Raw genomic sequence first — 12,989 nt, 5'->3', positions numbered from 1 at the left:
ACCGTACCTCTGTCACTATTTTCTTGCCAGGAGCCTGCGCCATGGATTTTAACGCCTATTTGCCGTTCTTTCCCCTGCTTGCCCTTATCCTTGGGCTGGTGCTCGGCAGCTTTTACAATGTCTGCATCCACCGCTACCTGAGCGAAGAATCCATAGTAAAGCCGCGCTCCAAATGCCCCAAATGCGGCCATCAGCTCGCCTTCTGGGAAAATATCCCCATCCTCAGCTACGTCATACTCATGGGGCGCTGCCGCCAATGCAAAGACCGTATCAGCCTGCGCTACCCCGCGGTGGAGCTACTCTCGGGCCTGTGGGCATTCGGGCTGGCCCTGAAATATGGCCCCACGCCAGTGTTTCTGCTTTACATGGTCATCGGCGGCATTCTGATCGTCGCCAGTTTCATCGACCTGCAAGCCTACATTCTGCCGGACATCCTGACCTTGCCCGGCGCAGGCATCGCCCTTGCCGGCGCTTACTTCATCCTGCGGCCGGAGCTGGGCGGCCCCTCGTTGCAGGACTCGCTCATCGGCATGGCTGTGGGCGCCGGCCTTTTCTGGTTGCTGCAACGCCTCTACCGCCGGCTCAAAGGCATCGAAGGGCTAGGCACGGGCGATATCAAATTGATGCTGCTGCTCGGGGCGCTTCTGGGCTGGCAGGCCCTGCCCATAACCATTGTGGCCTCCGCCGTCAGCGCGCTTTTCGCCAGTCTCTACTATTTGCTCAAGCCCTCTGGCCGCGCTTTGGAAACAATGGTGCCCTTTGGCCCGTTCCTTTCCCTGGGCGGTATGCTCTACATTCTCTTTGGAGACCTGTACTGGCGCATGCTTCTCTCCTGACGCAGCAAACTGACGTCTAAAAAATGTTGCGCTTTACGCCCTCCGTTGGTAGGGGGGCACAGTACTGGTAAGCTTCTGCCCCAGCACATTGTTTTTCCAGCATCCGCGCCCATGCGCAGCCGGACCCCAACCATAACGCCGTAGCAGGAGATCAGGCATGCTTGCGATCCTGGACTACAAGGCCGGCAACCAGACAAGTGTACGCCGCGCCCTTGATTTTTTGGAAATACCAAACATCATCACCGCTGACCCGGCCACCATTGCCAAAGCCTCGGGCCTTATTTTCCCAGGTGTAGGCGCAGCGGGTCAGGCTATGGACGAACTGACCACCAGCGGTCTGGACCACGTTATCAAGGACCAGGTGCAGTCGGATAAGCCGCTCCTCGGCATCTGCGTTGGGTGTCAGATCCTGCTTGAATTTTCACAGGAGAACGACACCAAGGCACTGGGGATCATTCCGGGTGAATGCGTTCTTTTCAATCCGGCCTGGGAAGATGTGGACGGCGCCCCCATCCGTGTACCCCACATGGGGTGGAACAGCGTGGAGCTGCAAAAGCCCTGCGAACTGATGGAAGGCATCGAGCCCACATCCGACTTTTACTTTGTCCATTCATACTATCCCAATCCCAAACCCGAGTACGTCATCGGCACCACCACCTATGGCCGCAGTTTTTGCTCCATTCATGGTGCCCCGGGGCTGTGGGCCGTGCAATTCCACCCTGAAAAAAGCGGACGCCCTGGCCTGAAACTGCTCAGCAACTTTTATCGCTATTGCCAGGAGGCCGGCTAATGCTCAGCAAACGCATCATCCCCTGCCTGGACGTACGTAACGGCAAGCTCACCAAAGGCGTCAAATTTGTAGGTAATGTCGATATCGGCGACCCCGTTGAATCGGCCCGCGTCTACTACGAGGAAGGCGCAGACGAAATCGTTTTTTACGACATCACGGCTTCCCACGAGGACCGTGGCATCTTCCTGGACGTTGTGGAAAAGGTTGCCTCCAAGATATTCATCCCTTTTTCCGTAGGCGGCGGCATTTCCACCGTGAGCGATATGCGCCGTGTGCTGCTTGCCGGCGCGGAAAAGGTCTCCGTGAACTCAGCAGCCGTCAAGAATCCGGACATTATCAGCGAAGGCGCCGCCGCTTTTGGCGCACAGTGCATCGTGGTGGGCATGGACGTGAAGCAGGTGCCTGTTTCCGAGGACATCCCCTCAGGGTATGAGGTCGTCATCCATGGCGGGCGCAAACCCATGGGGCTGGATGCCGTAGAATGGGCCAAGACGGTGGAGGCCCTGGGCGCCGGGGAAATCTGCCTCAATTCCATTGATGCTGACGGCACCAAGGACGGCTATGAATTGAAGCTGACCCGCCTGGTCAGCGACAGCGTGCACATTCCGGTCATCGCATCCGGCGGCGCGGGCAACCCTGAACACATGTACGATGCGCTTGCCGAAGGCCGCGCCTCGGCCGCGCTCATTGCCTCCATCGTGCATTACGGCGAGTACTCCATCCGGGAAATAAAGGACTACATCCACGGCCGTGGCGTGCCCATGCGCATGGTCTGGTAGCACCCGAAGGCGCCCCCTTTTTTTGGGCGGTGCAGTATATGAAAATGAAAAGAGGCTGCCCCTGGGGCAGCCTCAGAATGCTGATAAACCCTCGCCAATCGGCGAGGGTTTTCTTATACTATCTTCATGCTAAAGCCGCCCAAAAATCAGCAGGTGAAAATGGAGTTTGTTTCGATCAACGAACTTGTCCCCATGAATCATCTGCTTCGCAAAATTGCCAAGGTTATTGATTTCTCCTTTATTCATGAGCTCACCAAGGATTTGTATTGCGAGGGCAATGGCCGTCCGGCCATTGAACCGGTGGTGCTCTTCAAAATGCTATTCATCGGCTATCTGTTTGGCATCCGCAGCGAGCGTCAGCTTGTCAAGGAAATCCAGGTCAATGTTGCCTATCGCTGGTTCCTTGGCCTGGGATTGCAGGACAAAGTGCCCGACGCCAGCACCATCAGCCAAAACCGGCGGCGCAGATTTAACGACACCAGCGTTGCCCAGGACATTTTTGACGGTATAGTGTTCCAGGCCATGAAAAAGAGGCTTGTCGGCGGACACACGCTTTACACCGATTCCACCCACCTGAAAGCCAACGCCAACAAGCATAAATTTACGGAAAAGCTCGTTGCCCAAAGCACGAAGTCATACTTGGGCGAACTTGAAGACGCCGTGGAGGAAGACAGGCGCAGGCATGGAAAGAAACCGCTGAAGCAGGACAACCGCGAAGCGGGGTCCAAGCGGATCAAGCAGAGCACAACCGATCCGGACAGCGGGTACATGGTACGCGAGGGCAAGCCTAAGGGCTTCTTTTACTTGGATCATCGCACTGTGGACAGCCGACACAACATTATCACCGACAGTTACGTAACTCCGGCCTCGGTGCATGACAGCATGCCTTATCTCGATCGGCTGGACCGACAAATCAACCGCTTCGGCTTTGCTGTGAAGCACGTCGGCCTCGATGCAGGATATTTCACCTCACACATTTGCAAGACGCTGGAAGAAAAGCATATTTATGGTGTCATTGGCTATCGTCGTCCCACTCGTCGCAAAGGGATGCTCCCCAAACGCGCCTTTGAATACCTGCCGGACAAGGACTGCTATCTTTGCCCCGAAGGCCAGGAGCTTCACTACTCCACCACCAACCGCGAAGGATATCGTCTCTATGACTCGTTACCAAAGATTTGCCGCCGCTGTCCGTTACTGAAGGAGTGCACAACAAACCGGAATTGCAAGAAAACAGTGACACGCCATGTGTGGCGGGAATACGTGGATACGGTGGATGCGCACCGGCTCACGGAATTCGGAAAAAGAATCTATGCTCGCCGGAAAGAGACCGTAGAGCGCAGCTTTGCCGACGCCAAACAACTGCACGGGCATCGCTATGCTCGGTTCTGCGGCCTGGCTAAGGTCCAGGTTCAAAGCCTGCTTTCCGCCACATGTCAAAACATGAAGAAAATGGCCTTGCTGCTGGCCCCTTTGGGGCTGTCATACAAATATTTGCAGCCCAAATGCCTGTACTTTCTTCCTCAGTCTCTCTATCTCGTTCGATTGGGGCCGATCGAGCCAACATCCCAGCTGGCAGCGGCCTGAAAAGAAATCGGTTCATAAAAACAAACCCCACTTTGCAAAAAGCGGGGTTTGTCAATGAGCTGAGGCTGCCCCTGGGGCAGCCTCTTCTTGTTTGTATCGGGTGCTGCTTTCTGCTCAATCTTCCAGCAATTCTTCGTACAGCTCGAGATGCTGCTGCGCTATCTTGCGCCCATCGAATTCCTCGACAGCTTTATCACGGCTGGCCTGTCCCATTTTTTTGCGCCGCTCCGGGTTCACAATAAGCTCCCGCAGTGCAACGGCAATGGCAGGCTTGTCACCAAAAGGCACCAGCAACCCATTTACGCCCTCATCCACGATCTCCCGACAGCCGGGCACATCCGTGGCAATGACAGGCAAACCGCAGGACATGCCTTCCTGCAAACTCATGGGCAACCCTTCCCTGTAAGAAGGCAACACAGCCATATCGCTGGCGCACCAGACCAGGGGCATGTCATCGCGCCACCCTGCCAGGATCAGATTCTTTTGCTGCCGCAACATTTCCAAATGCTCATCGCTCAGGCAGCGGGCATTGCCGGGGTCGGCCTCTCCCACAATCATGAAGCGCGTATTCGGAAAAGCATCCGCCAGTTCATTCGCCGCCCTTGAAAAATCCATGATCCCTTTGTCGTACAACAGACGGGCCGTCATGGTCACCAGTATCTGGTCCGGTTCCACGCCCACAGAGCGACGAAATTCAAGCACTTCCTCCCTTGTCACCGCGTCAGGGTGAAAACGTTCGGTATCCACACCGCTACCCCGGATGCATAAGGATTTACGCCCTCTTATCAGCCCGTAACTCTTGAAGTAGTTACGGTCATCCTCGTTCTGGAACACCAATGCGTCACACCGGTGGGCCGTGCTGAAATACAACAGCTTGAAAAAAGTACGCATGGAGATGCCCCGGATGCCAGGCTGCAAAAAACCCGACCCAAGCCCTGTGATGGTATGCACCACCTTGGCTTTTCCGTTGGTGGCCAACCGTACCAAAATATTTGGCTGGTGCGTGAAGGTGTGGATCACATCCGGTTCGATGTGCTTGATGAGGTCCCGCATGACCTTGTAAGGTTCGGGAACAGCAAGAGGATTCAGGCTGCCCCGCACCAGCGGATAGTGCCAGAGATACGCCCCCCGCTGCATGAGCTCCATGCCATGCTGCCCCCGCGGCACGCAGATATGCACCTCAAGATTGCGCTGCAGCAACGCCTTGATCAAGCTGCGCCGGAACAGCAGGATATTCAAATCCATATTGGAAACAATCAGCACTTTTTGCAGTGGCACGTCAGGAAGCCTCCACTTCGCTTGTATTGGTGTAGGCCCCCCTCCAGGCCTGATACATGAGCACAGACCATAGCTGCCAGTGTCGATTGCGGCGCCCCTGCTGGTGTTCACGCCATGCCTGCAGCACGGGGTCAGGGTCAAGGCCGCCGTCTTCCAGGGATTTTTTCCCCAGATGAGCCCCGGCCCAATCTTTCAGCTCTTTGCGAAGCCATGCGTCAACAGGCAGGTCAAACCCTTGTTTGGGGCGCTCCACCAGCTCGCGTGGCACCTTGCGATGCAACACATCGCGCAAAACCTTTTTGCCGCTGCGTCCTTCGATTTTGGCCCACAGCGGCATGCGCCAGGCCAGCTCCACCACCCTGTGGTCCAAAAGCGGCACGCGCCCTTCCAGGGCAACGGCCATGCTGGCCCTGTCCATCTTGGTCAGGATGTCGTCAGGCAGGTATCCGTTCTGGTCCATGGCCATCATCCACGGCGCAAATTCCATAGCCTCAGGCAATTCTTCCTCTGGCGCCAAGGCAGCGGCAACTGGATCAACAGCAGGTGCATCCGCGGCAAATGAGGCATCCAGCAGGTCCCGGGGCTGTTGCCAGGTCGCTATCAAACTTTGAAAAAAGCCTTCCCGCCCTTTTGCAGGCAGGGCCTCGACCACCTTTTGCAGTTTGTCGCGGAAAAGCGGCTGCCCCTTTTTCCCTCTCAGGTTGGCTGCCACCCCGTACAGGGCGCTCAGCGCCCCTTCTCCGGCTCCACGCATGAGAGCGGCCAAGGGTTTGCGCACGCCTTGCGGCAGCGCACCTATTTTTTCCCAGAGCTCGGGCGCATGAAAATAACGATTGTACCCGCCAAACAACTCGTCACCGCCATCTCCGGAAAGACAAACCGTCACGTCCTGACGCGCCAGTTTGGAGACCAGCCATGTGGGAATCTGCGAAACATCAGCATAGGGTTCATCAAATATTTCAGGCATCTTACGCGCAGCAGCCAATGCTTCCGCCGGGTCAACAATCAATTCCGTATGATGTGTTCCCAAATGTTCAGCCACGGCGCGGGCCTGATCGGCTTCATTATATTGTGCAGAGCGCGAACCAATGGAAAAAGTGCGTACGGGTTGCGAGCTCAATTCCTGCATCAGGGCCGTAATGGTAGAGGAATCCACCCCGCCGGAGAGAAACGCTCCAAGGGGCACATCCGCCACAAGCCGGAGCTGTACGGCATCACGCAGGGCGTGCTCCAGCCTGTCCGCCAGTTCACCGGCGTCGCCCTGCAAGGGGTTTTCCCTGCCCTGGGCAACACAGCGCTCCACACTCCAGTAGCGTACAGCCCGGGGCATGTTTTGCGCCTTTATGTCATTACTCCCAAAAGTAACGTAGCTGCCTGGCACAAGCTTATATACGCCCTTATATATAGTAAGGGGCGCAGGCACGCAGGAATACCGCAGATACGCTTCCAGGGCAGGCGCGCTCACACCAGGGGCGCCCCCTTGATTCCATGCCGGATGCACACGAAGCGCCGACAATTCTGAACCAAAAAGCAGGGTGTTGTTACGGTAGCCCAAATAGAGAGGTTTGATGCCCAGGCGATCACGCCCAAGCGTCAAGGTTTTTTCTTGTTTGTCGAAAAAAGCAAAGGCAAACATGCCCACGCAGCGCGATAATGTGCGCTCCACCCCCCATATCTGCAAGGCGGCAAGCAGAACCTCTGTGTCGCAGTGCCCCCTCCATCCACCATGGGGGGCGGCCCCGGCGTCCTCAAGCTCACGCCGGATTTCCATATAGTTGTAGATTTCACCATTATAGGTAATCTGAAAACGTCCGTTCTCAGACAACATGGGTTGGTGCCCGGCGGGCGAGAGGTCCACAATGGCCAGACGCGAATGTGCGAAGCCCACTCCATCTGCGGGTTCGCAGTGGGTGCCGTTGCCGTCTGGTCCTCTGTGAGCCAGAGCGTGGGCCATGCCCTTTAGTATGGGAATCAGGGTCTCAGTTGACGCAGAGGGGCCCCAGAAACCAGCAATGCCGCACATGATCTCATCTTTTTTGAAGTTCCGCCGGCAGCGCCCCGACAAGGGAGCCCCTGGTCAGCATCAGTACCAAGAAGAACTCCCTGAAAGGAAGTCTCTCAGTATCTCGTGGCGGTTTTTTAATACTGCAAAGGGGTGCTCAAGTCCAACACATCCATGGCGCAATAAAAACACCCCCTGCCGCGGCATCACGTCAGGGGGTGTTTGTTGTCAGGGGAAATGCTTAATTCAGGATGTAGCGCATTGGGTCGACACTGACGCCATTGAGCCGGACTTCGTAATGCAGGTGGGGGCCGGTGCTGCGCCCGGTATTGCCCAACTCGCCGATGAGGTCGCCGCGGGAAAGCTTGTCCCCTTCCTGGACGCTTATCTTGTCCATATGCGCATAGCGAGTGGTCAAGCCCATGCCGTGGGTCACGACCACGGTCTTGCCGTAGGTGCCGTCTTCTCCGGCAAATTTCACCACACCTTGAGCAGGAGCAATAATGGGTGTGCCGACCTTACCGGAAATGTCTATACCCGTATGCATATCCACTTGCCCGGTGAAGGGCGAAATGCGCTTGCCAAATGGCGACGTTACCCAGCCATCAGTAGGCCAGACAGAAGGCGTTGTGGCCAGCAATTCGCGATTGCCCTGGAAGGAGTGCAAGAGATTCTGCTGGCGCATCTCTTCAAGACGGACATCGGTATTCAATTGGTGCAGGAAGTTGTGCATCTTGCGCGCCAGAAGTTCCTGGCGATGGATGGGCAGGTAACTTTCGGAAAAGGAGCTTGCCTTTTCTCCACCCATGGAACTGGAAGCCTCGATCTGCGTATCCAGATTCATCATCACCCGTAATTTCGTATCGAAATCGCGGACGCGGGTCAGATCCTTTTCCAGTGTTTTGAGCTTGGAAGCCAGACTGATGAGCTGCCCTTTCTGCTCTTCCACGGTCTTGCTCGACTCGGCCAGGCGATTGCGCACCAGCTTGTAATCGGCGAAATAACTCCAGAAATGGATGTTGCCGGCGACCAGTGAAACGACGAGCCCTATCAATGCAAAAACCATCCAGCCGCGGACATAGAGCTTTTTGTAAACGCCCTCGTTATCCTTGAATACGACTACGTGGTATTTTTTAAGGAGCATAATACCTCGGTGCGAAACGTGTTGGAATCAGGGTTGTCGGGATGACCATGGGACGTGGCCTGCTCTCTCCAATCCATTACCATTTCGTTGTCATCAGAGCCTTCTACAGCCCGGGGCGCTGCAACAAGGCGGGGCAATGAGATTATCTGCCCAAACAGAGCCGTCGCCTGGTGGGGCTCTCTAATCTAGCGAAATTCTAGACTTTATTCCTCAGAGCCTGCAGGCGACACGAATCCATTCTATCTAATGGCAGCACTTTCATTTAAGACATTTAAAGTTGTCAGTCAAGTTCCTACACGCTTCTGAAAGAGTACAGCAATTTCAGTCGGTTTGTCGTTCCATTTCCATGCGCCGCAAAGCGTTCAACACATTGTTGCGCACGCGAGGGTCCTTGCCTGGCCCTTCCGCAAACCAGCGCTCCAATTGTGCGCGCCGGCTGGTTGTTGACGAGGGGCAGGGATTCACCCGCACCGGCAGCCCCCATTGCTTGCAGGCCTTGGATATCGTCTTCTTCTCCATCCACAGCAAGGGGCGTATCAGCTTGAATTCACCGTCGAAAAAGTCCTCACATATGGACAAACCGCCCACGCGCCCGGCCTGAAACAGGTTCATGAAAAAATTCGCCACCAAGTCATCGGCATGGTGCCCCATGGCCAGGTGGGTCAGTTTATAGTTCTGCATCAGTTCGAAAAGCCGCTTGCGTCGCAAGCGGCAACAAAAAAAACAGGCAGAGTTCTTGCGGTTTTCTTCGGAATGCGCGCGGGGTCCGTGGTCGCTCTCCTCGCAGTGCAAGGGCACGCCCAACTCCAGGCACAATTTAACGATATCTACGTGGCTGTCTTTTTCAAAACCAGGGTTGACGTGCAGCGCCATCAGTTCGATGGGAAACGGCACAATACGCTGGCGGTAGACCATGACCTTGAGCAAGGTCAGGCTGTCCTCGCCACCTGAAACGGCAATGCCGATCCGCGCATGGGGGGGCAGCTTTATGGCCTGTTGCAACATCTTGCCTGCGCTGCCAATGCAGGACTTCTGCGCAAAGCTCAATTTTTCTCGTGGCATCAAACGTCCTTTCCCGGTTGTTCTTTCTCGTGCTGCAGCCGGGGTGCAGTTTCATACCTGCACAGGCGGTGCTGTGCAAGAAGCACTAGCCGCCCTGTGTCCATCCGCTGCATAAAAAAGTTCCAACCTATCGTAATTGTAATCAACCACCCCTTGACGAAGAAGTTGTCGAAGAATATTCAGACGGACTGTACTGTAATGCGAAGGGCGCTCTGCCCTGTCGCTACGCTGCCAACACAGGCGCCGCCCTCATGGGTTACGTCTGCCCAAGGGCGACGACGGCGCATCATTCTGCCGTATCCATGCGCCGTCATCAGGCGCGCGTTCGCACAAGGCGAACGCCTCAACACAATAACTACAGTTCATACAAACGGGAACGCCATGCTGGAAGTGGAACATCTCGATCACCATTACGGCAATGTCCAGGTTCTTTTCGGACTGGATTTTTCCGTAAACCAGGGTGAAATCGTCGGTCTGCTCGGTCCCAACGGAGCCGGGAAGTCCACGACCATGCGCATCCTCACGGGCTATCTTTCGCCCACCGCTGGTGTCGTGCGATTCAACGGCAAAGACATTCAAAAAGACCCTATGGCCCTGCGCAGGCACCTGGGCTACATGCCCGAAAACGTGCCCCTGTATCCCGAGCTGAAGGTGCAGGAGTACCTGCTCTGGGCTGCGCGGGTAAAGCAGAGCATCTCCCCCGCCAAGGACAGTGAAGAAGTCATGGAGCGTTGCGGCCTCAAGGATGTTTCCGGCCGGCTCATCCGCCACCTGTCCAAGGGGTACCGGCAACGTGTAGGCCTGGCCCAGGCCATACTCGGTCCCACCAAGCTGCTGATCCTTGACGAACCCACGGCCGGGCTGGATCCCCGTCAAATTCGCGAAATCCGGAACCTGATCAAAGAGTTGGGGCAGGAGAAAACGATCCTGATCTCCACCCATATCCTCCCTGAAGTCGAGCTGACCTGCAATCGCGCGCTGATCATCGACAAGGGGCGCATCAAGGCCGAAGACACGCCAGCCGGACTTACGCATAGCTTTGGCGGCCACGGCAAATACCTGCTGCGGCTCGACATGCCCGCAGCCATGAACGATGTCGTTCTGGAGCGCTACAGCACACTGCCCTGGGTGGAAAAGGTCGAACCAGCCCCGTCCGAGATGGGCGTGGGCGCGTTTTATATAGAAACCGACATGGCAGAAGACCGACGTGCAGACATCAGCCGGGAAGCCTTTCTGGCGGGCTGGCCCGTTCTGGAATTCAAACCTGCATCCATGAGCCTCGAAGAGGTGTACGTCAGCCTGGTGCACGAGGAAGAGACTGAAGGAGGCGAGGCATGAACGGCTCCATTCTGGTGATGCGCAAGGACCTTTTCGTCCTGTTCCGCTCCCCGCTGGCCTACGTTATCATGGCCTGTTTCCTGCTCATATCGGGCTATTTCTTTGTCACTGCGGTGCAGTATTTCGAACTCATCAGCATCCAGGTGATGCAGAACCCGCAGGTTTCCGACTTTGGCCCCAATGAGATGATCATTGCCCCGTACATCCAAAATACGGGGGTGATCCTGCTCTTTTTCCTGCCGCTTTTGACCATGCGCGGCTTCAGCGAAGAAAAACGCCAGGGCACCTTTGAGATGCTGCTGAGCTACCCCCTGCGGGAGCATCAGATCGTAGGCGGCAAGCTTCTGGCCATCTCCGCCTTCCTGGTCATCATGCTGGCGCTTTCCGCACTCGGGCCCGGGCTGCTGTATGTTTTTTCCGAGCCAGAACTGCCCCCTACGTTGACGGGGTATTTCGGCCTTTTCCTGCTGGCGGCTGCCTTTGCCTCCCTGGGGCTGTTCCTCTCATCGCTCACGGAAAGCCAGATCGTCTCCGCCGTACTCAGTTTTGCCGCGCTGCTCCTTTTGTGGCTGCTTTCCTGGGCCGGCGAAGTCGGCCAGGGCCCGGTGACTGAAATCCTGACGCGTCTTTCGCCCATGAACCATTTTGACTCATTCACCAACGGCGTGCTCAGCGTAGCGGACCTGGTCTACTACCTGACCTTCATCGCAGGCTTTTTCTGGTTATCCGTGTTGAGCCTGGAAAACCAACGTTGGAGAGGGTAGCGCCATGAACATGAAACGGATTTCCCAAACCGCACTGGCCGGCATTCTCGGCCTTTGTCTGTTGATAGGGCTGAACGTTCTGGCCGCCAAACAAAGCTGGCGCTGGGACACCACAGCCAACAAGCGCTATTCCCTGGCCGTGGAAACCGTGCACGCGCTCAGAGAACTGGATGCACCGGTCACTGCAGTGGCGTTCTTTCGCCCTGAAGAACGGGCCCAGATAGAGAGTCTGCTGCAACTCTTCACCCAGAAGACAGGTGAATTCACCTATGAATTCGTAGACCCGGACCGCTCCCCGTATCGCGCCAAGGAATATGACGTGACCCAGACCGGCACCGTTGTGCTGCTGTCCGGCAACAAGACGGAAAAGGTGCTTTTTCCCGACGAGGAGAAGCTGATCAACGGCGTGATCCGTGTCAGCAATCCCACCCGCGCCAAGATATACTTCGTGCAGGGGCACGGCGAATCCAATCCAAAAGCCACCGGCCAACAGTCCTGTTCCATGCTGGCCAAGGCGCTGACCGATCAGGGCGCCGATGTGGCGCCCCTGACTCTGGCCAGGGCCGATCAGATACCCGAAGACGCAGATACCCTTGTCATTCTGGGCCCGAAAACCGACTTTCTCCAGCACGAACTCGATGTCCTCGATGCCTGGTGGAAAAAGGGCGGCCGCCTGCTCATCGGTCTTTCCGCTGAAAACAAGACCAATCTGGACCCCTGGCTGGCCAACCTGGGTATGAAACGGCTCGACGGCTTCACCCTCGACCCGCTCAGCCGGCTCATCGTGGGCGACCCCATGGCTCCCATTGTTCAGGATTACGGCTACCACCCCATCACCAGGGACTTCGCCCTGATGACAGTGCTGCCCACGGCCACCGCACTTGCCGGGGCCGAAGGAGCCCCCTCCCATGCGGCACCGCTTGGCAGCAGCACGGAGCAATCCTGGCTGGAAACCAACCTCGACAACCTGCGGGAGCACGGCACCGCCAAATTCGACGAGGGAGAGGACACTCCCGGCCCGCTGTGGTTGGCCGCCGTCTATGAAAACACACCTGGCGCAAAAACCGAAGACGGCGCAGATGGCGCCCCCGAAGCTGAACAGCAGAGTGAGGCCGACAAGGCCGCACCAAGCCAGCGCGCCGTAGTTTTTGCAGACCAGGATTTTGCGACAGACCAGTATGTGAACATGGCCGGCAACCTGGACATTGTACGCAACAGCGCAAACTGGTTGATGGAGCGCGAGAAGCTGATCACTGTCAGCAAGCCGAAAAGCGCCAACGTGTTCCTGACGCTTTCCGTGGCGGAACGCATGGTGGTGACCTGGGCGCCGCTTTTTTTGCTGCCCCTTCTCTGCCTGGGCTTTGCCATCTGGGTGGCCATGTCCCGGCGCAAGGTGAAACAATAGCCCCATT

General features: G+C 56.6%; 11 protein-coding genes. 7 read left to right on the top strand and 4 right to left on the bottom strand.

The annotated features are described in order from the left end of the window. The first annotated feature begins 41 nt into the window (after positions 1 to 41). The 4 genes from ACZ5EH_RS09075 to ACZ5EH_RS09060 all read left to right on the top strand — a co-directional run bounded on the left by ACZ5EH_RS09075 (position 42) and on the right by ACZ5EH_RS09060 (position 3,989). Complete coding sequence (locus ACZ5EH_RS09075; protein WP_464277802.1) at positions 42 to 836, top strand: prepilin peptidase; 795 nt, start codon at positions 42 to 44, stop codon at positions 834 to 836. 157 nt (positions 837 to 993) lie between these two features. Next, complete coding sequence (hisH, locus tag ACZ5EH_RS09070) at positions 994 to 1,626, top strand: imidazole glycerol phosphate synthase subunit HisH (protein ID WP_464277801.1); 633 nt, start codon at positions 994 to 996, stop codon at positions 1,624 to 1,626. After that, entirely contained in the window at positions 1,626 to 2,405 is a 780-nt protein-coding gene (gene hisF, locus ACZ5EH_RS09065) for an imidazole glycerol phosphate synthase subunit HisF (RefSeq protein WP_464277800.1), read from the top strand. Before hisH ends, hisF begins: the two co-directional genes overlap by 1 nt. Before the next feature lie 126 nt (positions 2,406 to 2,531). After that, on the top strand, positions 2,532 to 3,989 hold the full coding sequence (locus ACZ5EH_RS09060; protein WP_464277799.1) for an IS1182 family transposase: 1,458 nt from the start codon (positions 2,532 to 2,534) through the stop codon (positions 3,987 to 3,989). 114 nt (positions 3,990 to 4,103) lie between these two features. Here ACZ5EH_RS09060 and ACZ5EH_RS09055 read toward each other — a convergent pair whose 3' ends face one another. The 4 genes from ACZ5EH_RS09055 to ACZ5EH_RS09040 form a co-directional block, all read right to left on the bottom strand. After that, positions 4,104 to 5,267 (bottom strand): glycosyltransferase family 4 protein, encoded by a 1,164-nt coding sequence (locus ACZ5EH_RS09055; RefSeq protein ID WP_464277798.1) that lies wholly within the window; start codon positions 5,265 to 5,267, stop codon positions 4,104 to 4,106. A 1-nt stretch (position 5,268) separates the two neighbouring features. After that, the gene (asnB, locus tag ACZ5EH_RS09050) at positions 5,269 to 7,290 is read right to left on the bottom strand and encodes an asparagine synthase (glutamine-hydrolyzing) (protein ID WP_464277797.1); all 2,022 of its coding nucleotides are present in this window, start codon (positions 7,288 to 7,290) and stop codon (positions 5,269 to 5,271) included. Between the two features lie 220 nt (positions 7,291 to 7,510). Further along, entirely contained in the window at positions 7,511 to 8,413 is a 903-nt protein-coding gene (locus tag ACZ5EH_RS09045; protein ID WP_464277796.1) for a M23 family metallopeptidase, read from the bottom strand. 321 nt (positions 8,414 to 8,734) lie between these two features. Beyond that, positions 8,735 to 9,475, bottom strand: a complete 741-nt coding sequence (locus ACZ5EH_RS09040; protein WP_464277795.1) for a tRNA lysidine(34) synthetase — start codon at positions 9,473 to 9,475, stop codon at positions 8,735 to 8,737. A 381-nt stretch (positions 9,476 to 9,856) separates the two neighbouring features. Between ACZ5EH_RS09040 and ACZ5EH_RS09035 the strand changes: the two genes are divergently transcribed. Genes ACZ5EH_RS09035 through ACZ5EH_RS09025 form a run of 3 tightly spaced genes read left to right on the top strand, consistent with a single transcriptional unit; the run spans position 9,857 to position 12,982 of the window. Next, complete coding sequence (locus ACZ5EH_RS09035; RefSeq protein WP_464277794.1) at positions 9,857 to 10,813, top strand: ABC transporter ATP-binding protein; 957 nt, start codon at positions 9,857 to 9,859, stop codon at positions 10,811 to 10,813. Beyond that, positions 10,810 to 11,577: an ABC transporter permease gene (locus ACZ5EH_RS09030; protein WP_464277793.1), complete on the top strand. Its 768-nt coding sequence runs from the start codon at positions 10,810 to 10,812 to the stop codon at positions 11,575 to 11,577. Before ACZ5EH_RS09035 ends, ACZ5EH_RS09030 begins: the two co-directional genes overlap by 4 nt. Before the next feature lie 4 nt (positions 11,578 to 11,581). Continuing rightward, on the top strand, positions 11,582 to 12,982 hold the full coding sequence (locus ACZ5EH_RS09025) for a GldG family protein (RefSeq protein ID WP_464277792.1): 1,401 nt from the start codon (positions 11,582 to 11,584) through the stop codon (positions 12,980 to 12,982). The last annotated feature ends 7 nt before the right edge of the window (positions 12,983 to 12,989 follow it).

Source organism: Desulfovibrio biadhensis (assembly GCF_055388615.1).
This window is presented reverse-complemented; position numbering and strand designations above follow the sequence as displayed.